General features: G+C 53.9%; 22 protein-coding genes and 1 pseudogene. 8 read left to right on the plus strand and 15 right to left on the minus strand.

All coding sequences use genetic code 11. The annotated features are described in order from the left end of the window. The first annotated feature begins 200 nt into the window (after positions 1-200). Complete coding sequence (locus AC6I8I_RS23115; protein WP_312056599.1) at positions 201-1,274, plus strand: RepB family plasmid replication initiator protein; 1,074 nt, start codon at positions 201-203, stop codon at positions 1,272-1,274. Between the two features lie 1,749 nt (positions 1,275-3,023). On the opposite strand, the gene AC6I8I_RS23120 is transcribed toward AC6I8I_RS23115, so the two are convergent. From AC6I8I_RS23120 to AC6I8I_RS23135, 4 genes are all read right to left on the minus strand, one after another. Beyond that, a complete protein-coding gene (locus tag AC6I8I_RS23120; protein ID WP_312056598.1) occupies positions 3,024-4,217 on the minus strand; it encodes a diguanylate phosphodiesterase in 1,194 nt (397 codons plus the stop codon). A gap of 305 nt (positions 4,218-4,522) precedes the next feature. Further along, complete coding sequence (locus AC6I8I_RS23125) at positions 4,523-4,732, minus strand: DUF1471 domain-containing protein (protein WP_312056597.1); 210 nt, start codon at positions 4,730-4,732, stop codon at positions 4,523-4,525. Positions 4,733-4,957: 225 nt separating this feature from the next. Beyond that, entirely contained in the window at positions 4,958-6,742 is a 1,785-nt protein-coding gene (locus tag AC6I8I_RS23130; RefSeq protein ID WP_312056596.1) for an EAL domain-containing protein, read from the minus strand. A gap of 513 nt (positions 6,743-7,255) precedes the next feature. After that, on the minus strand, positions 7,256-7,480 hold the full coding sequence (locus tag AC6I8I_RS23135) for a DUF3606 domain-containing protein (protein ID WP_312056595.1): 225 nt from the start codon (positions 7,478-7,480) through the stop codon (positions 7,256-7,258). A 379-nt stretch (positions 7,481-7,859) separates the two neighbouring features. On the opposite strand from AC6I8I_RS23135, the gene AC6I8I_RS23140 reads away from it, so the two are divergent. After that, positions 7,860-8,099, plus strand: a complete 240-nt coding sequence (locus AC6I8I_RS23140) for a transcriptional regulator (RefSeq protein WP_312056594.1) — start codon at positions 7,860-7,862, stop codon at positions 8,097-8,099. A gap of 168 nt (positions 8,100-8,267) precedes the next feature. After that, positions 8,268-8,762 (plus strand): Hsp20 family protein, encoded by a 495-nt coding sequence (locus AC6I8I_RS23145; RefSeq protein ID WP_312056592.1) that lies wholly within the window; start codon positions 8,268-8,270, stop codon positions 8,760-8,762. Between the two features lie 109 nt (positions 8,763-8,871). Here the strand turns inward: AC6I8I_RS23145 and AC6I8I_RS23150 are convergent, their stop codons facing one another. From AC6I8I_RS23150 to AC6I8I_RS23160, 3 genes are all read right to left on the minus strand, one after another. Continuing rightward, positions 8,872-9,642, minus strand: a complete 771-nt coding sequence (locus AC6I8I_RS23150) for a MerR family transcriptional regulator (protein WP_312056591.1) — start codon at positions 9,640-9,642, stop codon at positions 8,872-8,874. Between the two features lie 210 nt (positions 9,643-9,852). Beyond that, positions 9,853-10,062 (minus strand): CsbD family protein, encoded by a 210-nt coding sequence (locus AC6I8I_RS23155; RefSeq protein ID WP_312056589.1) that lies wholly within the window; start codon positions 10,060-10,062, stop codon positions 9,853-9,855. 148 nt (positions 10,063-10,210) lie between these two features. Beyond that, positions 10,211-11,431 carry a diguanylate phosphodiesterase gene (locus AC6I8I_RS23160; protein WP_312056588.1) on the minus strand — a complete coding sequence of 407 codons (1,221 nt, stop codon included), beginning with the start codon at positions 11,429-11,431 and terminating at the stop codon, positions 10,211-10,213. A gap of 1,050 nt (positions 11,432-12,481) precedes the next feature. Between AC6I8I_RS23160 and AC6I8I_RS23165 the strand changes: the two genes are divergently transcribed. Beyond that, the gene (locus AC6I8I_RS23165; protein WP_312056586.1) at positions 12,482-12,766 is read left to right on the plus strand and encodes a DNA polymerase V subunit; all 285 of its coding nucleotides are present in this window, start codon (positions 12,482-12,484) and stop codon (positions 12,764-12,766) included. Positions 12,767-12,797: 31 nt separating this feature from the next. Here AC6I8I_RS23165 and AC6I8I_RS23170 read toward each other — a convergent pair whose 3' ends face one another. After that, positions 12,798-13,118, minus strand: coding sequence for a hypothetical protein (locus AC6I8I_RS23170; RefSeq protein WP_312056584.1), 321 nt, complete (start codon positions 13,116-13,118; stop codon positions 12,798-12,800). A 967-nt stretch (positions 13,119-14,085) separates the two neighbouring features. Here AC6I8I_RS23170 and AC6I8I_RS23175 point away from each other — a divergent pair. Then, positions 14,086-14,491: pseudogene (locus AC6I8I_RS23175) on the plus strand (methyl-accepting chemotaxis protein); the annotation flags it as partial. A 52-nt stretch (positions 14,492-14,543) separates the two neighbouring features. Here the strand turns inward: AC6I8I_RS23175 and AC6I8I_RS23180 are convergent. From AC6I8I_RS23180 to AC6I8I_RS23190, 3 genes are read right to left on the minus strand one after another with little or no spacing between them, the layout of a single operon-like run. Then, positions 14,544-15,347: an MBL fold metallo-hydrolase gene (locus tag AC6I8I_RS23180; RefSeq protein WP_312056583.1), complete on the minus strand. Its 804-nt coding sequence runs from the start codon at positions 15,345-15,347 to the stop codon at positions 14,544-14,546. A gap of 37 nt (positions 15,348-15,384) precedes the next feature. After that, on the minus strand, positions 15,385-16,272 hold the full coding sequence (locus AC6I8I_RS23185) for an EamA family transporter (RefSeq protein ID WP_312056582.1): 888 nt from the start codon (positions 16,270-16,272) through the stop codon (positions 15,385-15,387). Next, entirely contained in the window at positions 16,269-17,531 is a 1,263-nt protein-coding gene (locus AC6I8I_RS23190) for an MFS transporter (RefSeq protein ID WP_312056581.1), read from the minus strand. The genes AC6I8I_RS23185 and AC6I8I_RS23190 overlap by 4 nt, the downstream gene beginning before the upstream one ends. 131 nt (positions 17,532-17,662) lie before the next feature. Here AC6I8I_RS23190 and AC6I8I_RS23195 point away from each other — a divergent pair, with 131 nt between their 5' ends. After that, entirely contained in the window at positions 17,663-18,118 is a 456-nt protein-coding gene (locus tag AC6I8I_RS23195) for a winged helix-turn-helix transcriptional regulator (RefSeq protein ID WP_312056580.1), read from the plus strand. Between the two features lie 55 nt (positions 18,119-18,173). On the opposite strand, the gene AC6I8I_RS23200 is transcribed toward AC6I8I_RS23195, so the two are convergent. From AC6I8I_RS23200 to AC6I8I_RS23215, 4 genes are all read right to left on the minus strand, one after another. Then, entirely contained in the window at positions 18,174-19,289 is a 1,116-nt protein-coding gene (locus AC6I8I_RS23200; protein ID WP_312056579.1) for a metallophosphoesterase, read from the minus strand. A 290-nt stretch (positions 19,290-19,579) separates the two neighbouring features. Then, positions 19,580-20,803 (minus strand): cupin domain-containing protein, encoded by a 1,224-nt coding sequence (locus tag AC6I8I_RS23205; protein WP_312056577.1) that lies wholly within the window; start codon positions 20,801-20,803, stop codon positions 19,580-19,582. Between the two features lie 450 nt (positions 20,804-21,253). Then, positions 21,254-23,581 (minus strand): FdhF/YdeP family oxidoreductase, encoded by a 2,328-nt coding sequence (locus AC6I8I_RS23210; RefSeq protein WP_497821074.1) that lies wholly within the window; start codon positions 23,579-23,581, stop codon positions 21,254-21,256. Between the two features lie 258 nt (positions 23,582-23,839). Continuing rightward, a complete protein-coding gene (locus AC6I8I_RS23215; protein ID WP_312056573.1) occupies positions 23,840-24,958 on the minus strand; it encodes an acyltransferase family protein in 1,119 nt (372 codons plus the stop codon). A gap of 195 nt (positions 24,959-25,153) precedes the next feature. Between AC6I8I_RS23215 and AC6I8I_RS23220 the strand changes: the two genes are divergently transcribed. Both AC6I8I_RS23220 and AC6I8I_RS23225 read left to right on the plus strand, forming a co-directional pair. Then, a complete protein-coding gene (locus AC6I8I_RS23220; protein ID WP_312056571.1) occupies positions 25,154-25,465 on the plus strand; it encodes a hypothetical protein in 312 nt (103 codons plus the stop codon). A 37-nt stretch (positions 25,466-25,502) separates the two neighbouring features. Next, the gene (locus AC6I8I_RS23225) at positions 25,503-26,327 is read left to right on the plus strand and encodes an SGNH/GDSL hydrolase family protein (protein ID WP_312056569.1); all 825 of its coding nucleotides are present in this window, start codon (positions 25,503-25,505) and stop codon (positions 26,325-26,327) included. Positions 26,328-26,490 lie beyond the last annotated feature (163 nt).

Consider the following 26,490-nt stretch of genomic DNA (forward strand, 5'->3'; position numbering starts at 1 on the left):
TCCTAAGAGATCCCCATCTGGCCTGAGGCCATGGTATTTCTGCCCTGGGAGGTGATCGCTAACCACTGTAGTGAGTAAATCAACCACTGTGGCGAGACAAAAAACCACTATAGCGAGTAGATTAACCGCTATAGTGAGTGCTAGTATCCACTGTATCGAGTAACGGCGACTCTCGCTTGTTCACATCACGGATCTTCCGCATGGCCAGAAAAGAACCAGATATCCTGAACATAGCTGAAGCGTTTAGCGAAACAGACAAACGTACCGGTGAAGTTGTTACCCTGACGCCTAACAGCAATAACACGGTGCAGCCGGTGGCTCTGATGAGACTGGGTCTGTTTGTTCCTACGCTAAAGTCCACGGCGCGCAGTCAGAAAAACCAGATGAATGCGATGGACGTCACGCAGGACCTTAAACAGTTATCTCTGGTCCGATCGGAAGGGTATGACAACATCAAGATCCTCGGCGCCCGGCTGGATATGGATAACGATTTCAAAACATGGGTGGGGATCATTCGTGCTTTTGCCACGCACGAGTGTCTGGGAGACACGGTAACGCTTTCTTTCGTCGAATTCGCCAAACTGTGTGGCATTCCCTCTGTTCGCCTCTCGTCGAAGCTCAGGAACCGTCTGGACGCATCACTGACGCGTATTGCCTCTAATACATTAACGTTTACCAGCAAAGGCGGCGAAAACTACACGACTCACCTGGTGCAGTCCGCCAAATACAGTATTAAAAAAGATACTGTGACGTTGCAGGCCGATCCGAAGATTTTTGAGTTGTATCAGTTCGACCGAAAAGTGCTGTTGCAGCTCAAGGCGATTAATGAGCTGGCGCGTAAAGAGTCCGCCCAGGCGCTTTATACCTTCATTGAAAGCCTGCCGCCGAAGCCTGCGCCGATATCCATGGCCCGACTGCGCGCCAGGCTTAACCTGACCTCCCGCGTGATCACGCAAAATGCGACCGTCAGAAAAGCGATGGAGCAGTTGAAAGAGATTGGGTATCTCGACTACACCGAAACTAAGCGCGGCTCGTCAGTCTACTTCTGGGTCCATTATCGACATCCTAAGCTGCGGCCGGCAGAACTGCCGCTTAGTCAGTCAGGTTTAATTGACGATGATATGGATGATTATGATGATATCGACAGCGATGCAGAGATCATGGATATGAGTCTGCCGGATATTATTCCGGAAGAAGAGAGCAGTGAGTTGGTGATGGTGTCACGTGAAGAGAAAGAGCTACTGAATAAAATCCGCAAAGAGAAAAAAGGCTAACCTCCTTGCGGCTCTACGACGCCTGGCAGCGAGTGAGAATGTGAGCAAGGCCGCAAACTAACCACTGTAGCGAGTAGGGCACCGTTTCGGGCAACCGCTGTAGTGAGCACTAACCACTATAGTGAGCAAGATCACTCGCTATAGTGGTTGTTCACCTCCACCCCTGGTATTCACTTACCTGTCAGCCCGTGCTATGAATGATGTTAGTGGTTACTGACATTGCTTTTCCTCTCTGCTGCACATATATCAAGCTGCTGCTGGGCAGTCAGCGCGTCAGAGATGCTCGCTACAGTGGTTATGGGTGGCGCGCTGATGAGACGTCCTTCCGTTCACACTCTGCTCTGGCACGCTGATAATATCGCGATCGCCAGTTTGACCATTCTCGCTATAGTGGTTGTTACCCGTGGCAGCCCTGTCTGACTCCTCTTTTCTCCGCCTCGAAATGAATGTTCTTTGGCCCCTTTACGCTTCACAGTGGTTGGTTGCTGTTTTTCTAACCTATAGCGGCTGATTTTTTGTTCAGAAAATGTTGAGTTACACTGTTACTTCCTCGCTACAGTGGTTATCAATTGAGAACGGTCAGCGTGAAGTAAGTTAATACTCGCTACAGTGGTTACCAATTGATAGCAGATACCCTAATACAGGTTAAGTACTCGCTACAGTGGTTAGCAAATGAGAACGGATACCCTAAAACAGGTTAAATACTCGCAATAGTGGTTAGTCAGAACGGTGGATTTGAATTGATCTCTCCTGTTTGCCTGGTCACCGGCCTGTTTTCTAAGCTAATAGCGGCCTATTACTCGCTATAGTGGTTAGTTGCCTGATAGGCAGAGCTTCTCGCTATAGTGGTTGTTGAGCTGTCAGGATGACACTGACTGACACTGACGGGCGAGAAAAACCACGCATCGCGCGGTGTTTTACTCGCTATAGCGGTTAGCTGACAACGAATGCAGGCCATTACCACGCAAATCTGGTCGAATCGGCGCCTCCCTAACTGAACGAACCTGTCAGAACAGGCTATAAACGCGATGCTATCGACTACCTGCGCTCAGGCTACTCGCTACAGTGGTTAGCTAAGTGCGAAAAGCAGCGAAGAGGGTTAACCACTGCGATGAGTTATTGTGTCAGTCGCTGCCTGACGCTCTGCTGGGCAGCGTTGGTGGGAAGGACGTAATTTCTCGCCATAGTGGTTATCGGCGGCGGGGCACCGGTAGGCGGGCACTCACTACAGTGGTTACCGGTGGAAATTTGGCCGGATAAGACTCTTCTGTCGGGAGCTCAGGAGCATAATTGCGCAGAATCACTCGCTATAGTGGTTGTTAATGTCTCTGGCCGACTTTTCACGCGCTCTGGTCGATAGCTCTGCCACCTGGTGCTGCGGGATGTCAAAGCGAAACAGATCTCAGAAGTGATACGATCACTCGCTACAGTGGTTAGTCTGACTTTTTACTCGCTATAGTGGTTAGATGTAATAACCATGATTGCGGAAGGCTAAGCGAGGTAGCCACAGGCCAGCGCTGCTGTCCCGAAGGATAAACCAGGGAACTTCAGTCACGGCAGTCCGGATGTGAAAGAGATCGGCTGTATCGGTAGCGGCCGCGGTTCTGACGTGAACATTCATTGTGGTATGCACTCCCGGCAAGGTTGTCAGCTGTGCGCGATCAATAGCGCAACAGGCGCAGCGGATCACGATAAAAAAAGCCCGCCATCCGGCGAGCCCTGCTGAGGGGGTAGCCCACTGTGCCGTGATTACATCGCTTCGCGGTATTCCGGCCAGGCGACCGACTCTGGATCATAACGTCCGGCGGCGGCGAACAGCGTCCCCTGAAAGTTAATCACGCCCGCCGCTTCCAGCCACATCCACTCTTCAGCCTGCACGATACCGGCTGCGATCACCGTAATTTCCAGCGCCGAGCAGCATTTGATAATCGCCTGTACCACCGCTTGCTTTGGTCCGCTGCGGTGAACATCGCGGGTGATACCGGCATCGATGCGGATACGATCTGGCTGAATATGGGTCAGTAACGACAAACCGGCCGAACCGTCACCAAAGTTGTCGACGGATAAGCTGATCCCTACCGCTTTAAGTTCGCGCACGGCTTTGGAAAACGCATCAAGCTGGGAGATGACAGCTGTTTCGCTGACGCCGATAACTACCTGCTCAGGCACCAGACCCGCCTGCTCAATCGCCGCTACAATCAGCTTCACCGCATCCGGCACCACCACCAGCGTCATAGGCAGCAGGCTGACGTAGAGCGTCATGCCGTCCGGGCAAACCAGACCGGCATGGGCAAAGCTCTTTTTCACTGTTTCAAGATCGTCGAAATAGAGCTGTTGGCTGGCTGAATCTTCTGACAGCGATCCTGCCGGGCGGTTAATGGTCGCTTCAATAGCGGTGACCTGACGGGCCAGCGGATCGACGACCGGGCGGAAGCTGACCCCTTCGGTGAGCGGTCTGGAATCCGGCACATCACTGCGTTCAGAAATGAATTCCCAGTAACCCGGCGGAAGAACTTCGTAGTAATTTTCTTTCTCGCGCGACTCAACGAAGGTACGCAGAAATTGCAGTGCCCGATCGTCATAGGTCAGGCGATATTTCGAGGTCCCTTTATCGAGTACCGCCTGCAGCACGGAGGAACGGTCGTGCTCGCGCAGATCGAACAGTTCCATGCCGGCATTACCAAAACGACGTGAAGGTGCATAGTCGCGCATCAATTCCACTACGTTGTGATGGCGTTTATCGGCGCAGATCCGTCGATAAACGGCGAGTATTCCGGCTTCAGGGCCTTCCAGCAGCTGAAAGAAATGGGTGCCGTTGAACAGTAAAATGCCGGTGACATCGTGGGCCGCGTTAATTTTGCTGGCGTTTTCGACCATTTCGGGCACCGTTTTAAGCGGAAAGTCATCCGAAATATGGCTGCGATATATTATTGTGGTCAGCATGTGCAGCTCCGATTTTATGTGATTGTCGGGCACACGCTAACATTGTTCAAATAATGTTGCATCTAACCTTATTTGCTGTCGCACACACTGCACCATCACAGGTGGGAGTAAGCGAAACGGCAATTTTGCCGTTAACCTGTTTTTAACCGTAGCGGCTAAATGCTGACCCGATCCGGTCCGCCTGAACCGGAGGCACTAATGACGTATAATGCGGAGTGCGAACAGGGACGCTGGCGGAGCGTCGTTAAAGCAGCAGGCAAAAAAAAAGCCGCCTTACAGGCAGCCTTTATACAGAACAAATGCACTTATTTAATTAGCTCAGCCGACACATAGGCGCGGTTGTCGACGCGGGCGCCAGTGATTTTATAGGACGCGCCAGCATCTTTCGCCTGTGCAGCGACTTTTGCTTCAGCCGCGTCCAGAGTAGAGGCGGTCGCCGTGATGCTCTGGGCAAAACCAGCGAAAGAAATCAGGGAGAGTGCAGTAGCAGCAACGAAAGTTTTGATGTTTTTCATGGTCATTTCCTCAGTTCATTTTAATTCGGAAGAGGCGTTCTGCCTCGATGGAATGAATAGTAGGCGCAATGAGGAAGAAGAAAAATAGCCTTATTTTGCTATTAAAGGTCAATTATTTTGAATGACTGAATGGTGCCTGATCGGGCTGCCCGATCGCTGACAATAAAAAAGCGCTGTCTGTCACAGACAACGCTTTAGCTATTTTCAGCCAGGCCAGCGGCAGCCTCAACGGCATTCGCCGCGTAGCTTCCAGTGCAGCCAGTGGTTAAGGGCTTCTTCAGTTAACGGTTTTGAGTAAAAGTAACCCTGTGCCTGATCGCAGCCATATTCGGTCAGCGAGGTCACGGCATCCGGGCAATCGACGCCTTCCGCCAGCACCACATAATCCAGTTCTTTCAGCATGGCGATAATGCTGCGGGCGATGATACGGGAAGCGGTATCTGAGGAAAGCTCACTGATCAGTGAACGATCCAGCTTAATCACATCAAGCGGCAGCCTTCGCAGATAGCTGATATTACTGTAGCCCGATCCGAAATCATCAAGCGAAATGCCAAAACCACGCTGTTTGAGCATTTCCAGACCGCGTAATGCCATCGGACTTTCAATGATGCGCTCCGTCTCCAGACATTCGATACCCAGCAGCGACGTTGGCAATTTTGCCTTCAGCATTTTATTCTCTAGCGCGGCGGCAAATCCCTCGCGTGAGAAGTCACGCACGCTGACGTTGACGGTTAAAGGCAGCTGGATACAGTTATTTCGCAGTCGCCGCAGACGATCCACCGCCTGATCGATCACCCAGGCCGTCAGGGTCGACAGCAGATCGGTTTGCTCTGCCAGCGGGATAAAGCTGGCCGGAGAGAGTTCACCGCGCGTAGGGTGATGCCAGCGGACCAGCGCTTCCAGACCGACCGGCTTACCGCTGTGCAGACAAATTTTGGGCTGATAGACCAGATAGAGCCCGATATTGTCACGCAGCGCCATTTTGAGATCGGTCATCAGAACGAAATCTTCGGTGCGCTGCATTTCGGTGGCGGCGTCAAAGCGTTGCGATGGCACTCCCCGGCCCACGGCTTCGTTGAGCGCACTGACCGCGCGACGGAGCACTTCAGGTGCCGGCACGCTGCCCGCAGTAAAGTCGGCTTCGCCGGTATGCGTGGTGAGCGCCACCGACAGCCCTTCATCCATATCGGCGCTAATCCCTTCCAGACGTCCTGCGACCCACGCTGCACTCAGACGGCTGTCTGCGCGGGTCAGAATAGCGAACCGACCGGTTGCAACCGTATAGAGCATTTCACCGACCGCCGGACGCAGACGCAGCGGCAACAGGGTCGCCATATCTTTGAGCAGACTTTCAACCGGTCCCATACCCATGGTGCGAGCCAGCTCGTAAGCGCGTGACATATCGATGCAATCAATCAGCACCAGACGGCGCGGCGTGGTATCGCCCGCCACGGCCAGATATTGCAGATCGCGGATCAGCCGCTGACGATTTGGCAGGCCCGTGACCGGATCGGCAAAGCCAGCGGAATGCCACGCCTCCAGAAACGACATCACCAGCGTAGAAAGTAATTTCAGCGTCGTGACCTGATCGGCACTAAAAGGGTGGGGCTGCGTATCGGTAACACACAGGGTACCCAGAATAATACCTTCGCGGTTTTTTAACGGCACGCCGGCATAAAAGCGAATAAAGGGCGCGCCGGTAATTAACGGATGGGTAACAAAGCGCGCATCGAGATAGGTATCAGGCACGATAACGGCGCTATCACTGTCGACTACATGACGGCATAAGGAGTCCTGGCGCGATGAACGCTCAAGAGCAAAGTTGTGTGCTGCGCGTACCGTCTGATATTCATCATCCAGCACGGAAATAAAGCTGCCCGGAATACTCAGTGCCTGGCTGGCTAACCTGACAAATTTCCTGAGGACATCGTCGCGGCTTTCGTCAGGGCGGCTGAGCGCCTGCAAAGCACGGGTACGGCGTTCGTCGTCGCCGTTTAAATTTTTTAGCATCTGTGTGTGTCCTTCGTACTGTCTGGTGACGGCACGAAATAAAAAGAGAAATTGTACGGTAACTGACCGGAACGATGTGCGGGTCGGGCGAAAGGAAATAATGCGTAATTATAGTTTTCACTGCGATGATATGTGACTCGACGGCGGGTGTCTCTTATTATTTTCTTTAACGCATTTGATGCCTGTTTACGATTCGATAATTTTATCGACAGTCGTTTTTATTTTCACCGTCAGGCCGCAATACTCTCCAAAGCGGCTAATCGTTTATTACCCGATTGGTAATCAATTATCATTCATTCTGCAGAGAATTAAGTTGGGATTATTTTAATTGTTAAAATTGAAGTCAGCGATAAAACCGTCACTGTGTTGGACGACAGGTGTGGGTAACTTTCTAAATTATATGATGAAAATTCAGCAGGGCACCCAGACCGGGATAGATCCGCGATCTGAGTTACCCTCACCGCAGTCAACAGGAGGAGCAACGCTGGCGCTGATGCTCCAGCGGCAGTCCGTTTAACGCTTGTGTTCTGTTTTGGACTGCTCTGGATGCCGTGGCGGCGGGTTTTTTTCCAGCCAGTCGCGCACGTGGTCTGCCTGCGGCCCGGTCTCACGGATGGCGCGTGTCAGTCGATCCTGGGTAGTTTTAAGCTCCTGAGTCCAGTAAGTGATCTGCCACTGCTCTCGTATCTCCACCCGCGACAGGTCTTCAGGCATACGGCGCTGAATAGGGTTTTTCATCTATTTATTCTCCTCTGTTTTTTTCGGTTATCTGTCCTGAAAAAATTTTCCCAGGCTAAACCGACTATCCTGGTGAAGGATGGAGAGGCAGGGTAGCGGAATAATCCCTGAATTAACGCGCGAGAAAATATCAGGAAAATTCCTGGTGTTGGAAATAAGGCATTCTAAAAATCTGAAAAATGACGATTTACCGACAGATTTAGCCGCTTCGCTTATTCACTGACTGTACTTAAAAGATAAGCCCGACATTTGACATTTAATTAAAATGGTCAATTATTCTCATGTCAAAACGTCCGGACCGCGTTCTTCACGCTTCGCTTTCGATAAAAAGTGGCGTGAAATATTTTTGCGCGGGCCCCCTCATTCAAAGGAGTTTTTTTTGGTTAATCGTCCTCCCCGGCAGCCTGTAGTGGTTCAGAATAATGTGCGTGAACTTCGTCTTGCTGCTGGACTCTCTCAGCAAAGTGCCGCCGAGCGCTTCGACCTCAGCCTGCGTGTCTGGCAAACCAAAGAAGCCGCAGTAAATCCGACACCGCTAAGTCAGGGTGAATATGAATTACTGCTGCTACTGGCCGGCCAACACCCGCATTTTTGCCTCGCTCCCCATGCAAAAAAATAGCGGATTACAGGCACGATATTATCTTTATAAAACTTTGGTTTTACTGGAATAAAAAATTTATTTGCCGGGCTTGAAAGCGCAGTAAAAGACCTTATCTGGAGTAGTGACCGGCGATTGAAAACCGGTCAGATGAGCTTTTGGATGAACATTATTCAGGAGGTTGTCACCATGTCTTTACATCAGTTTTCTGTCTTCCCATCGCTGGCCGATTCCGTTTTGTCAGACCGCTTTAGCCGTATCGATAAACTGTTCAGCCAGCTAACCGGCGACAGTCAGATCGCCTCGGTACCGGCTTACGATCTACAGCGGGTTGACGATGTCCGCTATGCACTGACGGTGAGCGTGCCCGGCTGGAAAGAGCACGAGCTCGAAATTGAACTGAGCGGCGGACGCCTTTCGGTCGCCGGTAAGAAAGAAACCACGGCATCCGACGCGTCTGAGGAAGCGAAAGAGGAGAAAAGCGGCTGGATCTACCGCGGCATCGCGCGTCACGATTTCCGGCTGAGCTTCTCGATCCCTGAGCACATGAAAGTTACCGGTGCCAGCCTGGCGGATGGCCTGCTGAACGTAGGCTTACTGCAGGAGATCCCGGAAAGCGAGAAACCTCGCCGTATTCCGATTGAGGTTGGCGGGGCACCCCGGACGCTGGAACATCAGAAATAAGCTGTTGGGGTAAACACAATGGCGGAAGGTGACTCAGGTGGCCTTCCGCCTTTTTTATCGTCAGATTCGGCCGGGTTTTATCCGCTCGTGATGCTGCGGCAGGCCAGCATCAGGCGCTGGCAGCCAGCAGGCTGGTTTCAGTTTCAGCTTTGAGCCGGGTGTCGGTTCCGGTCAGCATTACCGGTTTGCCCGCCTCCAGCATCGATTGATACGCCGCTTTCATCAGCGGAGTGATCCCATCACCGCACCACATCAGATGGTGCTCAAACCGGCGATGCGCCACGGCGGGTTCACCAGACGCAACTGCAGCCACCTCAACCCGGAATCCCTGTCCATTCAGTCGAATGGCCTCCATCCAGATTTCTGTTTCATCAGTGACGCTCACCGCTTCCAGAAAAAGCGGCACGGTACTGCGACGCTGGGCAGCCAGCGCCAGTCGTTCCCACTGGTTGACAATAGCAGAATGAAAGCGCTGCTGGCGCCCTGTTGCTCCTTCACTGGGGTCGCTACGTAACCAGAGATTCAGCGGTCGCAGATAACGATTAACATAATCATCGCCACTGTAGTTCGCGCCCATTATGCGTAATTCACGCGCGATATCGTCATCATCGTCATGCCGCAATAGCTGCAACAACTCTTCTTCCCGACAGATCCAGCCGCCCTGCAGCGTAAGCGCAGGCCAGCGAAGCGAAGCATGAATATCAAAAAGAGTATGCCCACCCGAAGTCAGGTCGCGCACACACAGCGCACGCGTTAGCTGGCTGTCGGAATAACCGGCCGGGCCCGGAGACGTCATGAGTCCGGCACGTCGCCAGCGGCGCAGCGTCTCAGGCAGAACACCGACGAGGCCACAGACCGTGTCGGTAGAGTGTTGGGGCATGTAAGATTTCCGCAGGCGATTCAGATCCCGTTGACAGGGACAATGCCGGCAGTATGCGCGCCACGCCATGATAAAGAAACAATCATTTCCATAATAATTGCGGTCAGGAGATGTGATGAAGGTAGAAAGTCGGGACAGAGAGAAAAAAGCGCTCCGCAGGCGGGAGCAGATAACGAGCCGGGCGCGACGAGGCCCGGCGTGAACAGCGTATTACCAGCGGTATTTATTAGTATCTTCCCACTCTTTCACTTCTTTTTCGGCCCGATCTTTCTCGTAACCGTAGCGTTCCTGAATTTTACCGACCAGCTGATCGCGCTTCCCTTCAACAACGGTCATATCGTCGTCCGTCAGATCGCCCCATTTTTCCTTAACTTTACCTTTAAACTGCTTCCAGTTACCGCCAATGCGATCTTCATTCATGGTGAACCTCCACTTTAAGGCTGTTATCCAGGGGACTCAATCATTACCGGTCAGGCGTTATGCCTGCGGATGGATTAAGCCTGGCACAGCTTTTGCTGTTTGCAGCGAAGCGGTGTGAGCAAGGTCAAAATTCAGCTAAAAGAGTCGATCAACGCAGAAGACGCCGCGCAGGCCAGCTTACCGGCGGAATGGCATTAAGCGCTGGCCGGGCAAACAGGAAGCCCTGATAATAGCGGACGCCGGCGCTTTCCAGCCACAGCCATTCTTCAATCTTCTCTACGCCTTCCGCAATGACGGTGATTTCCAGCGCGCTGCAGCACTTAAGAATCGCCTGCACGATGGCCTGACGGGGACCACTGCGGTGGATATCCATAATCAGTTTTCGATCGATTTTAACTTTATCCGGCTGAAAGTCCGCTAACAGCGACAGGCCGGCAAAGCCCGCGCCAAAATCGTCGAGCGCCAGACTGATCCCGGCGGCTTTCAGTTGCCGAACGGCAAACTGAAACTCATCGAAGCGCGAAATAACTTCATCTTCAGTGACTTCGACCACCACCTGCTCCGGACGTAACCCCTGGCGGGTGATCTGCCGGATAAGCCGGTCAACCGCGTGTTCAATCACCACCAGCGACATCGGCAGCAGATTGACCGACAGGGTCTGATGTTGCATACCCACATGACGGGCCAGCAGAAACGCATAGTCCTTTGAAGCGAGATCGGCCTGGTAGATTTGCTCTTCAGGCAGCGCGGCAAAATAGTCCGCTGGCGACCTGCCCTGCGGGCCGCGGATCAGTGCTTCACAGGAGACAATCCTGCGGTTGGCGACATCGACAATCGGCTGTAATGCAAATTCACATTGCTGGCCGGGGGCAGGGCGATAGGCTAACGGTGCATCCGCTAACGGCGGGGTAATCAGTTGCCACTCTTCTGCAGGGTCAATCGCAATAAACGTCTCTTTGTCACGCCCTTCAACAAACGAGCGTAAAAATTTCACTACCCGGTCGCCTTTCACCCGCTCGGCATTGAGCGTGACACGATTAAGCAGTGCATCAACCACGTTGCTGTCCCGGTAATCGCGCAGATCAAACAATTCCATACCGGCGTGACCAAAGCGACGGGCGGGCGCGTAATCACGCATTAATTCAATCAGATTGAAATGCCGATCGTCCTGACTGATACGCTGGTAGACAGTGAGAACCGCCTCCATAGTGCCTTCCAGCACCTGAAAAAAATGCTGGCCATCAAATAGCAGGATCCCGGTAACCTGAATCGCCGCATTTTTCGAACCGGCATGATCGACCAGCACCTGCAGTCTCTCAGACGAGACGCAGGACGTAAGCTGGCTGCGGTAAATGATGGTGGAAAGCATAGGCGGACTCGCATGGCTGGTGGTTGCTTTGCAACCATAGCACAGCGCGATACGCGGTTAGCGGCATAACAGCGGCGTTTTAATGCTGCTACTGGGCGCATGGCTCGCTTCAGCCATCGGGCAGGTCACCCGTTTTGCTCGCTGGCGACGACTCTTTTAGCGCCATAAAGTCAATGGGAAGCGGCACAAAATAAAAGCCCCGCCAGACAGGCAGGGGCAAAAAACGGGCAGAACATATTTTTATAGGCTAACGGCTTCCCTGGTGAGGCGCCGGATAATAAGGGCTGATTGATTATTACGCGTTTTTTTCGACAGTTGCCATATCTCAGCTGGCTAATTATTAGCCGTAAAAAAAGCGCCAGAGCAGTATAAAGAGAAAAAATGATTACTTTCAACGGAATAACAACAGTGATTTTGGTAATAACCCAGAATGTTGAATTATCACGTTACAAATAAATAACCGTTCTTAACTGTTTCGATCGATAAATGCGCAATTTTTCTGAATTCTGACACGTGCTGATCCGCGTTATCACGCGACGATTCAGCCACTTTCAGCGGATAGCGAAGCGGGAGATAAAGACTGTATGTTGAATAAACATCCGCTCCGCAGGAAATAACCGGGACCAAAAAAAGAGCCCCCTGTAAAAGGGGGCAAGGGTAGGAGTTAGATCACTCTGTAACTGGAGTGGATTTCGTTACAGAGCCATTTAAAGATAGGGCAAAACCGTCAGCTTTGCCGTTACGCTTTTCTGATTTTTTAATTAGATATCAAATGATTAATAAGCGAAGGGTGAGTTATGTTCTTGCTTATCAACGCGTTACGCTTATATGAAAACGTTTTCTAAGATTTGGCTTAAAGTCATCGCAGCTGAAAGGTGAACAGAACGAGATCGTCAGGATGGCAGCTGCCAGTCCACCAGAAGCTGGCCGACACAACCCACAGGCAAGCCTTGCGCATCCAGCAATGACGCAGCAGAAAACAGAAGCCGCTTGATCATCCTGTTAATCGGTAATACTGTTTATCTATACAGTCTGTGTGAGAAAAGATGAATGCCACAGCCGGATGAGATTTATAGTGCGTTTTGTCAGGTCATGCGCCGGAGCGGTAAGGGCGGATGGACGGTAAGTACCCGTGATTTTGTTGCTGAACTGAAACGGCGCAACTGGCCACATAGCCTGCGGGCTGCTAATCAGTGGATCGAGATCCACATTACGCTGTTTCGTGACATCTCGATTGAGGCGGGTGACTATCGGTTATTTGAACTGCCGGACAGCGCGTTAATACCCGCATTAGCCACCACCGCGATTCAGCTATCTGACCAGCCTGATCGGTAACGATCAGGCTGAAGAAGAGCCGTCGCGGCTATCAGAGCAGGCGACTGGCTGAATGCCCGGTGGGGCGATTCAGGCTGGCTGGGAAATTCTTTTCGCAGCTGAGACGTGCAAGGTTAACCGCCACTTTGCGTTTTTTAAGCCGCAGTTTAGGCAACCACTCTTTGAACTGGACGGTCAGCGATTTTGCCTGCTGTTCATTCACTACGCGGCAGATGAACAGCTTACTCTTGGTCTGACGGCTGACATCAATGGCATAAATCTCGACACGGTCGCCGCAGACTTCATATTCTACATCGGTAAAGTGCATATGTGGCCAAAGGCCGGTTCTGGCTTCAAAAGTTGCTAAATCCATAATCACTCCTTTTTTTATTGTAAGCGCTATTGCTGTGGACCTGGCCGAAGCCTGGTCGGGCCAGTGAGCATAGACCACTATTCTGTTTCTGCCAGTCCGATCACAGTTTTAAATTGGTCCTGACAGATTCAGTCAGATTCTGGTCACAGTTGTTCAGGCAGGCTAAAAGAATGTCCCACTTTTTGATCAGATATTCTGATGATATGTGGCAACCCTGTTGTCTGCGCGGTGACCGGCTCCACAGCGCCTGACCCGCGAATAAACCTTAAGAGTCGGGGCTGCGGTCCACTCTTTTAGCCGACGACGCCCCGCCTGGAATAATTCCCGCTGCCGTTAATCAAAATTAAATTTGCACAATAAGCGGACTAATCATCAGGGATCAAAAAGTGACCGCCGGAGAGCTCCAGCCGCCCGGCAGGTTAATTGTGGCGTTAAGCAAAAAATCAATAAACCGCGATGAAAAATAATGTTTCTCATCCGGTCTTAATAGCGACGTCATCAAGAATGGCCCTTAGTTCAGAATACGCAGCGTGCAAGCCAGAATAAAAAATACAGTAGCGGTAATTAATTAAAGTCAGGTTAAACAGCGCCGATAAGATCGATTCAGCTAATCACCTTGTTCTTTTTTTAATCTATTACACAGAGCACCTATAACCATTACACGGCGACTGTTATTGGTATTTTCACTGCTTGCAATGTCCGTGATTGCACAGTGATATCGGGCTTCCAGTCTCGTTTTAAATATGTGCAGGTGAACGCGATTCCCAGCATTGGTGATTTAAACAAATCGATCAGTGCTCCAATCAGCTCGGTATTGCGTTATATGGTCATCAAAGCTTGATGGATAACGCTAAACAGCCGGCCGCCGAGCACCGGTTCGACCCGGATTGCTGTCAGCATCGACGATCTCTCTTCCCGCACTGAAGAGCAGGCCGAAACCCTGTCGGCGCTGGTAGCTTTCAGGCAGGCAGCCAAAGCCGCCCGCGCCGGGGAGCAGGGTAAAGGATTTGCGGTGGTGGCATCGGAAGTCCGGGCACTGGCGCAGCGATTGGCCAGCGCGGCGAAAGAGATCAAAGAGCTGATTGAGCAGTCAGTGGGTCACGCGCAGGAAGGGATCTCCATGGCGCAAAATGCCGTCGACAAGGTAAAACAAAGCGTCAGCGCCATTGAACAGACCTCTCAGCTGATGCGTGATATCTCTGCATCTTCAGCAGAGCAGTGGCATTGCGCAAATCAACATTGCGGCTAACCAGATGGATCAGGTCACCCAGTAAAATGCGGTTCGGGTTGAACAGTCCGCTTCCTCGGCGGATGAGCTGGCCGATCGTGCCGGAAAGCTGCGGAATAGGGTCGCGCGGTTCCAGACTGCCTGATTATCATTCCCGGACGGCGGCCTGCGGGCCGCTGTTTATCCCGGTTCTGCGGTTACTCGTCGCGGTCCTGCAGACAGTGCAGATAGATTTGCCCCGATCGCATCACCTCCTCTTTCGCCTGCTGGCGAATATCCTGACCTTCGAATGCGCCGTAAACCTGGCCGAACGTCACGCCCGACAGCCGTTGCATTATACGCTGCACCGCGGCAGCCGGGAGCGGCAGCATATTCGGGTAACTCCACATAAATGAAACACCATGCGCGCCGGGCGTGACCTGCAAAATGTCGCCCGCGAGGATCACGCCGTCACCTTCAGCCCAGTGCAGCACACAGCCGCCGGGAAAATGGCCGCCCAGCCGCAACAGCGTCAGTGAAGGCAGCAGCGAGAATGCGTCACCCTGCCACAGTTTAAGATGCGGGCTGTCTCGCACAATCCATTCGCGATCGCGGGCGTGCAGATAAATCGGTGCGTTAAACGCGGCGGCCCACTCCTGCATCGTGGTGTAGTAATGCGGATGGGAAATAGCGATGGCCTGCAGCCCACCCAGCGCGTTCACCAGCGTCAGGGTTGCCTGATCAAGATTGGCAATGCAGTCCCACAATACGTTACCGTGCGGCGTGCGCAGCAGAAAGGCCCGTTGATCGATAGCAAATTTCGGCACGGTTTTGATGCTTAGCAGCGCATCGCCGTGTGCCGTCCATTTGTTGGCGTGGCGGGCGGTCAGCTGCTCGAAATCGATCCAGCTCTGGCCGCCTGCAGGCACATATTGACGCGGGTCATCGCAGATTTTACAGCGATCTGACAGGCTGTAAGGGGGCTGATACGCGGTGCCACAGGCGGTACATAACCTGATCATACTGTCCTCCTTCTCTCCCGGCAGGGAATGGGGTGAATTATGATGCCAGCCTGTCGCGCCACGCCTGCATCAGTCGTGCGCCATACAGGCCGATGGTCAGTCCGCTGACAACGATCAGCAGCGCAGCCAGTTTCAGTGCGGGGAGCTGCTCGTCGAAAATCCAGAACGATCCCAGTAAACCAAACACCGGCACCAGCAACGAAAGCGGCGCGACGGTCGAAACCGGATAGCGTTTTAGTAAGACATTCCATACCCAATAGCCGAACAGGGTGTTGGGATAGACCTGGAAAAGGATCGACAGCAGCGTTATCCCATGGGCGTGAGTCAGTAAACCGTGAAAGCCACTCAGCCCATTAACAGCATAAGACAGAATGAATAACGGGATCGGGGCGAACAGGCTCGACCAGATTAAAAAAGCGAATACCTGATGACTATTCGCTTTCTTATACAGGATATTGGCCACGCTCCAGGCGATAGCGCCGAACAACACGCAACCCAGCCCGAGCACTGAAACAGAGCCATCGGTCAGAAAAATGATGCACGACAAACCGGTGAGCGCAATGGCGATACCTGCCGACTGAAAGCGCGACAGCGGTTCGCGAAACGCCCAACTTCCCAGTAACAGGGTAAACAGCGCGCTGAATTGCAGCACCAGCGAGGCGACGCCGGCAGACAATCCGAGCCGGATGCCCAGATTGACCATGCCCCATAAGCCGACGCCGAATACCAGCCCATAGCCGATCAGCCAGCGCCATTTCACCGCGGGCTTAGCGATAAAAAACAGCGCGGGCAGGGCGCACAGCAGAAAGCGGATGCCGGCAAGGACAAACGGGTCAACCTCTTTCAGCCCCAGTTTAATCACTGAAAAGTTAATTCCCCAGATAGCGGTGATCAGTAGCGCCAGCAGCAAATGGTGGGTTTTCATTTTATCGATCCTGCAGCAGAGTGAGCGTCAGTGGAGGTGGGACCTGAAGTGGCCCACCAGAACAGCAGTGCCGCCAGGCTGATGGCGCTGCCGAGCAGACAGACTCCCGGCCACTGCCAGCCGGCATAGACCCGGGTGGCGGCGCTGGCCCCGAGGGCGCTACCGACAGAGTAGAAACACATATAGGCAGCGATCAGCCGGTGATTTGCGTCGGGCCGGCCATGAAGCAGCAGGCTCTGACTGCTGACGTGTACCGCCTGCACCGCAAAATCGAGCAGGATCACCCCGGCGATAAACAGCCAGATTGAGTGATGTAGCCACGCAAGCGGCAGCCATGAGAGCGTCAGCAGCAGCAGGCCGATGCCGGTGGTACGTTGGCCATATCCCTGATCCGCCCAGCGTCCGGCCCGGATGGCGGCCAGCGCCCCTGCGATACCGGCGAGGCCAAACAATCCGGTTTCGGTATGGCTAAAGTTAAGCTGGCTTAACGGCAGCACCATGGCGGTCCAGAATACGCTGAAAGCCGCAAAAATCAGCAAGGCGAGGATGCCGCGCACCCGTAATAGCGGCTCATCCAAAAATAGCCGGAAGAAGGCACGCATCAGCGCTCGCCAGGCGGGCCTTTTCATCGGCACGCTCTGGCCGGGCGCGGTTCGCCAGAGGACCGCGGCCAGCAGTACCAGCAGCGCGGCAGAGGAGAGATAAACCGCCCGCCAGCCAACGAGATCGGCGATTGCGCCAGCGGTCAGTCGGGCTAAAAGTATTCCCAGCACCACTCCGCCGGTAACCATACCGACCACCTGACCGCGTTGCGCCGCAGAAGAGAGTGAGGCGGCGTAAGCCACCACCACCTGAACCACCACCGCCATCAGGCCGACCAGGCTCATGGCGATCAGCAAAGCATAAAAGTCCGGGGCAAGGCTGACCAGCAGTACGGCCAGCGCAAGCATCAGCAGCTGGCAGACAATCAGCAGCCTGCCATTAAAAAGGTCGCCCAGCGGCACGACAAACAGCAGCCCCAGCCCATAGCCGACCTGGGTGGCGGTTACCACCACGCCTGTCGAACCGGCGGAGACGGCAAAGGTTTGCGCCATGGCGGTCAGCAGCGGTTGCGCAAAATAGACGTTGCCCACCGCCAGCGCGCAGGTTACGCCCAGCAGCATCACCAGTTTCAGCGGCACCGGTTTGCTGCGGGTTGATGAGACCAGACGGTCACCGTCTGATACCAGCGAACGGGGTGTGCTGTCGGGCTGAGCCATTTTTACCTCCTGCGGATTTGGTTTCAAATTAAAACCAGGTTGGCCATTATTAACGGCTTTGGTTTTTTTTAGCAACCAGATTACGACACTAAGATATACTCAGGCGAAAGCAGAACAGAGCAGGAGAGAAGATGGCGAAGCAAACCGCATTGTTAAACAGTGAATGCCCGGTAGCCCGCACCCTGGAAGCCGTGGGTGAGCGCTGGTGTTTGCTGATCGTTCGCGAAGCTTTCGACGACGTCCGCCGCTTCAGTGAGTTTCAGAAAAACCTCGGGCTGGCGAAAAATATCCTGGCTGCACGCCTGAAATTGCTGGTGGAGCTGGAGGTGTTTGATCTGCGGCCCGCCTCTGACGGCAGCGCCTACAGCGAATATGTACTGACAGAACGCGGCCGCGCGCTGTTCCCGATTATCGTGGCGATGCGTCAGTGGGGCGAGCAGAATATGTTCACCCCAGGCGAGACCCATTCGGTACTGAGAGATAACAGGGACCAACAGCCGTTGCAGCCGCTGGCCGTGGTATCCGCCAGCGGAGAGCCGCTGGGGCCGGAAGACTGCCACCGTGTGCGGGTGGTGAAGGGCGGCTAATCACTCTTGCCGGGCCTGCTGCGGCTGTGTCCCGCAGCAGGCCCGGCCGGGTGAATCAGGGTTGCCGTCTGAGCGTGATGCGGGTCAGCTCTGACGGGCGGCCCAGCCGAACCGCCATGCCCGGCCAGAGCGCGGTGCCGTTATTGACATAGAGCTGCATTCCGTCCACCTGATAGAGCCCGGAAACAAAGCCGCCGTTGGGTTTAGCAAACAACCGGTCCAGCCCGGCGATCAGGCCGCCGTGGGTATGCCCCGACAGCTGCAGGGCCACGCCCATCGCGGCATTAAGGCGGGCATTACGTGGCTGGTGATCCAGCAGGATCACCGGCGCATTGGCTGGCGCATGCGCCAGCGCTTTGGCCAGATCGGGTCCCTGCGCCTGTCTGGCCGGGGCGGATGCGTCGGGTAAACCGGCCACCACCAGCTTCGCCGCGCCGCGCTGGATCACCGTATGGCTGTTGAGCAGCGGCTGAAGCCCCAGTGAAGCCAGATGTTCAGTCCAGATCGCCTGATGAAAGAAGTACTCATGATTACCGGTGATTGCCCATACCCCATCAGGCGCCTGCAGGCCACGCAGCGGGGCGACGTCGTCGCGCCGGTGTTCAAGACTGCCATCAATCACATCCCCGGTCACCACGATAAGGTCAACCCCCAGCGTCATCGCTTTCGCCACCGTGGCTGCACTCCACGCCGCATTAAACAGGCGGGTGATATGTAAATCTGTCAGCTGTAACAGCTGATAGCCGTCGAATTCCGCCGGCAGATCAGGGATCACCAGCGTCAGGTCTTTAACTGGCGGCACCCGTATGGCCTGGTGAACGCCGACGGTGGCCAGTCCCATGGCGAACAGCACCGCCAGATAGCGCACGCCGGGCACCAGTTCCAGCGGATGGCGCAGCAGCAGGGCCACCAGCGTCACCGCGTCAATCAGCATCTGGGTCAGCGCCAGAAACAGCACGGTGCTGAAAGCCCAGTTAAACAGAATGATAATCATCCGCGGCATCTCAGCCGAGAAAATGCCGCCCGAGGTAAAGCGGCTGACCAGCAGATACTGTGAGGCCAGCAGCACCAGCAGGGATAACAGAATTTTGACCACCAGCGGCAGGGATAAGGGAACAATGACGCGCGCAATAACGTACCAGCTGGGTAAGCTGAAAATCAGGTGAAACATAGCAATCTTCCCTTTGAGCGCTGAAGGTCAGCGCAAGAAATAAAACCAGAGCGTGCGTGATAAACCGCGAACTTTCACGGGATGTGCAGGCGTACAGTCAGGCGTGAAGTCAGGCATGTAGTGTAGACGACGCTGCCGCGGTGTTGACCTGGCGACAAATGCTTTATACCGTGATAACCGCAGGCAGCGGCGGGAGGGAAGAGACCAGTGAAAAGAGACGCGGGTGCGGGATGCAACAGCCAACGGCCGTGCAGATGCGGTGAAAGTGGCCGGCAATCCGGCCACTGCGGTTACCCGACGACCGGGCGTTTACTCTGCGACAGCGCCGCCATAAAGGTATCGTCCAGATGCAGATGCTGCTTAACCAGCTCCGGCGGCGTGCTGGCCAGCCACTGGTTGAGCGAAATATCGGCGTAATAGTCGCTCTTAAACAGTTCGAGAAAGCGTAATGGACCCTTGCCGGTATTTTCGATGTAATGACCCATGGCGAACGGCACGTAGCCGACGTCACCGGCGCGATAATCAAAGGTGCGGGCCTGACCCGACGAGGCGAAAACGCCCATCCGGCCTTCGCCTTCCAGATAGTATTGCCATTCGTCATTATTCGGATGCCAGTGCAGTTCGCGCAGTCCGCCGGGTTCAATTTCGACCAGTGCCGCAGCCACCTGTCTGGCTATCGGAAAGTTTGAGGTGTCCGTAATCCGCACCGTTCCGCCAGGCGCCTTTAACGGATCCTGAGCCAGCATCCGGTGGGTAAAACGCAGCGAGGATCGGGTGCCGCCCTGAACGCTGTCGGAGGCGGCGCGGTCAGGCGGCGTAGCGGCGAAAATATATTCATCTGACGGCGACGGCAGCTGAGAGAAGACAGAAACCGGGACCTGAAAGTTTTTGGCGAGGATCTCGGGCGGAATGTGCTTAAACCAGTCAGAGAGCAGAAAGGTGCTGTCCTCATCAAAACCACCGTCGTCAAAGGCCAGCAGAAATTCACAGCCATCCGGTCCCAGTCCCTGAATGGAGTGCGGTACGCCGGGCGGGAAGTACCACAAATCGCCGACGCCAATATCATCAACAAACCAGCCGCCGTGAGTATCAAAGGCGGTCACCCGCGCCGTTCCGTAGGTCATGTAGGCCCATTCCGCTTGTTTGTGCCAGTGCAGCTCGCGGATCCCGCCGGTGTTGAGGCGCATGTCGACCCCGGCAATGGTGGTGGAGATGCCCAGCTCGCGTTGTGTCACCTGTCGCGTCCAGCCGCCGCTGCCTTTGCGCACGTGCGCATCGCTGAAACTGTAACGCAGATTAGGCAAGGTACCGCTGTCGGTTGCGGGCGGATCAACCAGGTCGGGATTTTCTGCTTCGCGCATCGGGTCATGTGGGCCGGGATCGCGCCCGCCGGGTTTGGCACCGGCCGGATAGGTCCTGACCTGATTATCATGGGCATGAACCTGACCCGCGGCCAGCGCCACCGTGCCACCGGCGGCAAAGGCCATAAAGCGTCGTCTGCTTAACGTTGTCATTGGCAATCTTCCTTCAGCTGTAAAATAAGTAGAGAGGGTTATAAGTGCTGCATATCCGTTATAAACAGAGAAGAAAGCTGGCGTTTAACAAACTTGTAACGTTATAGCGGTGGCAATAAACAGATAAGCCCTGATGATACGTTGCTGGAGGTCTGGAAGAATGATGCAGGTTGAGCGAAGGTATAATTTCAGCCGGTAAATGGGCTTAAGAAAAGCACGCAATGGCTAAAAAGTCGGCGTGTGTTTAACGGCGGTTGAAGAAGTGGTCAGCATTGCTGACGAAATAAAAAGTTACGTATAAGGTAAATAAAATTTATATCTTAGCCTGCTGGCTATTGTTTTTAACGACGGTGTTTTCAACCGGCAGGCTCACGGCGAAGCAGCGCGCATAAAAAAGGTTGCCTAGCTCTCAGGCAACCTCTGTGGTGACTACGCGACGTCATCGAAGATTTAGCGCAGTACGCCCGACGTAGTCGTTGTCTCGTCGGTCACCCTGGTCATCGTCACCGGGATACTTTTATAGGCAGGAATACCGCTGTGCGTATCATGGCTGTCGAGCGGCACCATCACGTTAGCCTCAGGATAGTAAGCGCCGACCGAACCGGGAGCCATGTCGATGATCACAATCGTCAGGTTTTTCATCTGACGTGAGGTCGGATTACCGTCCGGATCGAGCGCCATTAAATCGACCCGATCGCCGACGCGCAGCTGACGTTTCTCCGCCTCTTCGGCATTGATAAACAGCACGTCACGGCGGCCGGTCACGCCACGATAGCGGTCGTTGAGGCCGTATAACGTGGTGTTGTACTGGTCGTGGCTGCGCAGCGTGGTCAGCACCAAATCATGGCACTTCAGCGAACGCGGATCTTCATTAATCCCCTGCATCACCTTAAATTGCGCCCGGCCGGATGGCGTATTCCACACCCGTTCCGACGCGGCATTATAGAGCCGGAAGCCGCCCGGTTTTTTCACCCGCTGATTGAAGTTTTCAAATGCCGGGAACACGGCTTCAATCGCATCACGGATGCGGTTGTAATCGGCCGCCATAGCACTCCAGTCCACCACGCTGTCTGGCAGCGTGGCCTGAGCCAGCGCGGCCACCAGCGCCGGTTCAGATTTCAGGTGCGGTGAAGCCGGTTCCAGCGAGCCACGCGAGGCGTGCACCATCGACATGGAATCTTCTACCGTCACGCTTTGCGCGCCGCTAGCCTGCACATCGGTTTCGGTGCGGCCAAGAACCGGCAGCAGGTAGTTATGTTTGCCCAGCAGCAGGTGTGAGCGGTTGAGCTTGGTGGCCATATGCACCACCAGATCCAGCTTACGCATCGCCGGGAAGGTCACCTGAGGATCGGAAATGGCCTCCGCCAGGTTACCGCCCAGACAAAGCAGCGCTTTAGCTTTACCGTCACGCATCGCCTGTATCGCCTGAATAGCGCCGTGGCCGTGTTTCTGCGGCGGGCGGAAGCCAAAAACGCGTTCCAGACTGTCCAGCAGCGACTGTGGCGGTATTTCGGTGATACCCACGGTGCGGTCGCCCTGCACATTGGAGTGACCCCGCAGCGGACAGATGCCGGCACCGGGTTTACCGATGTTGCCGCGTAACAGCAGCAGGTTGGCAATCTGCTGCACATTCTGGGTGCCATACTGATGCTGGGTAATGCCCATGCCATAACAGATGATGGTGCGCTCAGCGCTGGCATAGAGCCGGGCGATGTGCTGGATCTCTTCACGCGCCATGCCCGACACCTTCAGGATGTGCTGCCAGTCGGTGCTCTCCAGATCGGCCTTCAGCGCCTCGAATCCTTCGGTGTGTTCATTAATAAAGGCTTCATCAATCACGCCGGGCTCGCCGTTGCTCAGCGCCTCCTGATGCATTGACAGCAGGATCTTCATCACGCCTTTCAGCATCGCTGCATCGCCGCCGACCCGCACTTTGTAATAGGTCGATGCCAGTTCGGTCGAGCTGAGGGAGAGCATTTCAATCGGGCTCTGGGGCGAGGTAAAGCGCTCAAGCCCACGCTCCCGCAGCGGGTTGATCGCTACGATGGTCGCGCCGCGTTTAGAGACTTCACGTAAGGTGCCGAGCATGCGGGGATGGTTGGTGCCAGGGTTATGACCAATGCATAACACCAGATCGCAATGGTCAAAATCCTCCAGTTCAACCGTACCTTTGCCGACGCCAATCGATTCCGGTAATCCGACACTGGTCGGTTCGTGGCACATGTTGGAACAGTCAGGAAAATTATTGGTGCCATATTCGCGGGCAAACAGCTGCCACAGGAAAGCCGCTTCGTTGGAGGCGCGACCCGAGGTGTAAAACTCCACGCTGTCAGGGTGGTCATAACCGCGAAGATGTTCGCCGATCTCTTTAAACGCGGTCTCCCACTCGATTGGCTGATAGGTGTCGCTGGCCGCATCGTACTTCATCGGGTGCGTGAGTCGCCCTTCGCCTTCAAGGTGCAAGGCGCTGCGCTGCCACAATTCTGTGACCGTATGCGCGGCAAAGAATTCCGGCGTAGTACGCTTGCTGGTCGCTTCCCACGACACCGCTTTCGCACCATTTTCACAAAATTCAAACGAAGAGGCATGCTGAGGATCGGGCCAGGCGCATCCCGGACAATCAAAGCCCTGCGGCTGGTTAACTTTGAACAGGGCGATCACATCCTGCTTGACTGACATCTGACCGCGTATGGCATCGGCAACCGCTTTCAGTGCGCCCCAGCCGCCTGCTGCGCCGCCGTAAGGGGCGATCCCGGTTGTGCGATTTTGCTCTTTCATAATGCTCCACAGGTTCTGTATTGTTATTTTTGTAAGTCTGGTACACAAATAACCTTATCAGGGTGGATTCAACGCATTATTTACTGAAAATTTTTCTCAAAATGTTTCCGGAAAGCGACGTCATTGGCAGGTGTTTTTTATTGGCAGGCATAATGCTGGCGCAGGATTGCGCCAGCAGAGGAATAAACGGAGCGAGGACGTACTGCATATTAACGGTATTATCGCTGCGCTATATCGGCACGCAGCAACAGCAGTCTGTTAGCTGACCGACGCCAGCGCTTTTGCCGGCTTCGCTTTCAGGCCAAAAAGTGTCGACAGGAAACTATTACGCTTAATGACCATATAGCAGAGGGCGCTTAGTCCTGAAGCAATAGCCGTTACTATCAGAACATAGCTGACGGGATAATTGTCCGGCAGGTAATCATCCAGCAGCCAGGCAAAGCCAATCGCGATAGGGTAGTGAAGGATGTAAACCACCAGCGCGGAATCGACTACCGTGTTCACGATGCGGCTCTCTTTCATGCGCAGCTTCTCAAAAAAGAAGATTACCCAATAGGAAAAGATCACCGAGAAGACGCTGCTAAGCAGAACCGGAATGTATTTCGCTACGCCCTGCAGGTTAAATTTCATCGTCAGGAAGAAAGCGATATAACAGATTATCGCCAGCAGCGTCACAACAGCCGTATTCAGCAGCGGATGTTTCGCTAATTGCGGAATCGCATCACGATTAAGATAAAGTGCATAGCCAGCTGCATAATAAACGCAGAAACGCGCCGTCACCGGAATTAAGGTAATCAGCTCACCCAGGTCTTTAACCGCGAATTTCACCACAAACAGACTGTTAGCAGCGATTATCAGGGCTGCCAGCCACAGGGTAAAGGGCAGGCGGCGGGCAAATATCGCCAGCGTCTGGTAAAGGCGGGCAGGCACAAAAAAGGAGATAGCCGACAGCGAGACCAGGAACCACAGGTGGTGCAGCTGGGTGTAGGCCGCCAGTAACCCACTGGTTGAGGTATCGACCCCTTTTATCGTCGTGCTCAGCCAGTACATGATGCCGGGGATAAAGGCAAAGGCGGCAATCAGCGGAACCAGCACGCGTTTGCGGCGATTCTCAAAGAAAAAAGCCTGACCTTTGCGTAAAAAAACCATGGCGGAGAACATGCCGGAGAGAAAGAAAAAAGCCTCCATCCGGAAGGTATGGATGAATTCAATCAGTGAACTAAAAATCAGCGACGGATTTTTATCAGCAACGTAATACCAGCTATTACCGCCTGGCAGGCTACGGGCGGCATGATATAAAACACCTTCAAGGATAAGGATGGCGCGCAGAAAATCGAGACCGATGTTTCGGCTCGATAAAAAAGCGGGTGTGGTCATTTTTATTACCTTAATAAATGACGAAGTTGTAGTGTGCGAAGTGACGTAACAGCGGCAGAATATCACTCTGAAGTTTAATTAACATATTGCGCCACGCTTTTCAGAATTCCGCCAGCATGTCCTTTCAGGTAATCGATAAATTATGGTAAACCGGCCTGGCCATTTTTTAGCGCCACTTTTTTATCAGAAAAAAGTGTGCTGCTGCTGATTGTCATCGCCCTTTCTGGCGGAAACCTTGTGGGGCGGGCAATCGGTCACCTGATAAACCGCAAACCGGGTGAAGCTTCGCTTAACAGAAGATTAAAAATTGAGCGGTGCGTAAGCATTTTATTGATGTTTATTCGCCGCCGACGCGGCTTTTTTTTCGCTGCCGGATCGAGAAAGAGATTATCAATCATCGCCACGGGCTTCGCTTATTGGCGATTTTTTCCGCGTAGTACCGGTTTCAGCGGCCTGACAGCGCGGCGGCGCGGCAAAATAATTTTGCAGCAAATCAATTCTGGCTGATAAGCTTTTCCTCTTCGCCTTGCCAGAGTTATGCCCAATGAAAAACCTGTTTTGTCATCTGCTTGTTTTTATCGCGTTCTGTTTATCTTCGGGCGTTGCGCTTGCCAGTCAGCAGGATGATAAATTTATTATTGAAGCCTATGGCGGTTCCAGCACCAAAGGCGCGATGGCAGTCAGAAAAGACGGTAAATTGCGGGCGACCCTCACTCCCAATAATGAAATTGCACAGTTAAACCAGATGCTGAAGGCCAGATATGGCGCTGAGGTAGAGATCATCAATAAAGGCGCGCTGTCGGCGCAGTCGAAGGATCTGCTGCAGGGTCGCAATTTTTACCGCAATAACAAAACCTGGCGTGAAGAGATGGCCGCCTCGCCGGCAGATCTTATCCTGCTCAACTTCGCCACCAATGACGCCCGCCACTATCACTTCAAAGACATAGAGCCTGACTACATCGTCAGCCCGCTGCAATATCGGGCGATCATGTCTGAACTGATTCGTGTGGCGCAGCAGTATGGCAAAGCGGTGATTGTTCAGGAGCCTCATCCGTTATGCGGCCGGGCGGAAAAATGGAACGTTGCGCCCTATGTTGCGCAGATCGACAGCCTGACGCGGGACGAGAATGTGCCGCTGGTCGCGCAGTATCAGCGCATTCAGAAAATTAAAAACTGGCAGACGCTGATGTCACCGGATTGCATTCATCCCTCCGACGCGCTTTACCAGATTAAAGCGCAGGAGACCTTCAGAGTATTAGAGAGTCATTATGACCGGCAGATTAAGGCCGCGATTAATGGCTCGCCTGCCGCTGTTCCGCCACGTTCGCAGGCAGCCTCCCTCAACCGGACCGGCAATCAGGCGGGATAGTGTAGCGAGGAAATTTTAGCGAGACAGGTTAGCGGAATAGCCTGGAGCGGCAGACCGGAAAAAACCTGAAACGGTCAGCCGCTGGAAATTGAAAAAAGCCGGATTCCTTTTCCAGCCTGATCAATCAGATAGGCTACCTGATTCGCCTGTTTGCCGCTTTGCT

It is taken from the genome of Pantoea sp. X-Soil-YNGN-775 (genome assembly GCF_059730575.1).

What these genes read in the sequence shown, in the direction of transcription:
- AC6I8I_RS23115 (WP_312056599.1), top strand. Translation starts at nt 201, where the DNA reads ATGGCCAGAAAAGAACCAGATATCCTGAACATAGCTGAAGCGTTTAGC.
- AC6I8I_RS23120 (WP_312056598.1), bottom strand. Translation starts at nt 4,217, where the DNA reads ATGCTGACCACAATAATATATCGCAGCCATATTTCGGATGACTTTCCG.
- AC6I8I_RS23125 (WP_312056597.1), bottom strand. Translation starts at nt 4,732, where the DNA reads ATGAAAAACATCAAAACTTTCGTTGCTGCTACTGCACTCTCCCTGATT.
- AC6I8I_RS23130 (WP_312056596.1), bottom strand. Translation starts at nt 6,742, where the DNA reads ATGCTAAAAAATTTAAACGGCGACGACGAACGCCGTACCCGTGCTTTG.
- AC6I8I_RS23135 (WP_312056595.1), bottom strand. Translation starts at nt 7,480, where the DNA reads ATGAAAAACCCTATTCAGCGCCGTATGCCTGAAGACCTGTCGCGGGTG.
- AC6I8I_RS23145 (WP_312056592.1), top strand. Translation starts at nt 8,268, where the DNA reads ATGTCTTTACATCAGTTTTCTGTCTTCCCATCGCTGGCCGATTCCGTT.
- AC6I8I_RS23150 (WP_312056591.1), bottom strand. Translation starts at nt 9,642, where the DNA reads ATGCCCCAACACTCTACCGACACGGTCTGTGGCCTCGTCGGTGTTCTG.
- AC6I8I_RS23155 (WP_312056589.1), bottom strand. Translation starts at nt 10,062, where the DNA reads ATGAATGAAGATCGCATTGGCGGTAACTGGAAGCAGTTTAAAGGTAAA.
- AC6I8I_RS23160 (WP_312056588.1), bottom strand. Translation starts at nt 11,431, where the DNA reads ATGCTTTCCACCATCATTTACCGCAGCCAGCTTACGTCCTGCGTCTCG.
- AC6I8I_RS23165 (WP_312056586.1), top strand. Translation starts at nt 12,482, where the DNA reads ATGCCACAGCCGGATGAGATTTATAGTGCGTTTTGTCAGGTCATGCGC.
- AC6I8I_RS23170 (WP_312056584.1), bottom strand. Translation starts at nt 13,118, where the DNA reads ATGGATTTAGCAACTTTTGAAGCCAGAACCGGCCTTTGGCCACATATG.
- AC6I8I_RS23180 (WP_312056583.1), bottom strand. Translation starts at nt 15,347, where the DNA reads ATGATCAGGTTATGTACCGCCTGTGGCACCGCGTATCAGCCCCCTTAC.
- AC6I8I_RS23185 (WP_312056582.1), bottom strand. Translation starts at nt 16,272, where the DNA reads ATGAAAACCCACCATTTGCTGCTGGCGCTACTGATCACCGCTATCTGG.
- AC6I8I_RS23190 (WP_312056581.1), bottom strand. Translation starts at nt 17,531, where the DNA reads ATGGCTCAGCCCGACAGCACACCCCGTTCGCTGGTATCAGACGGTGAC.
- AC6I8I_RS23195 (WP_312056580.1), top strand. Translation starts at nt 17,663, where the DNA reads ATGGCGAAGCAAACCGCATTGTTAAACAGTGAATGCCCGGTAGCCCGC.
- AC6I8I_RS23200 (WP_312056579.1), bottom strand. Translation starts at nt 19,289, where the DNA reads ATGTTTCACCTGATTTTCAGCTTACCCAGCTGGTACGTTATTGCGCGC.
- AC6I8I_RS23205 (WP_312056577.1), bottom strand. Translation starts at nt 20,803, where the DNA reads ATGACAACGTTAAGCAGACGACGCTTTATGGCCTTTGCCGCCGGTGGC.
- AC6I8I_RS23210 (WP_497821074.1), bottom strand. Translation starts at nt 23,581, where the DNA reads ATGAAAGAGCAAAATCGCACAACCGGGATCGCCCCTTACGGCGGCGCA.
- AC6I8I_RS23215 (WP_312056573.1), bottom strand. Translation starts at nt 24,958, where the DNA reads ATGACCACACCCGCTTTTTTATCGAGCCGAAACATCGGTCTCGATTTT.
- AC6I8I_RS23225 (WP_312056569.1), top strand. Translation starts at nt 25,503, where the DNA reads ATGAAAAACCTGTTTTGTCATCTGCTTGTTTTTATCGCGTTCTGTTTA.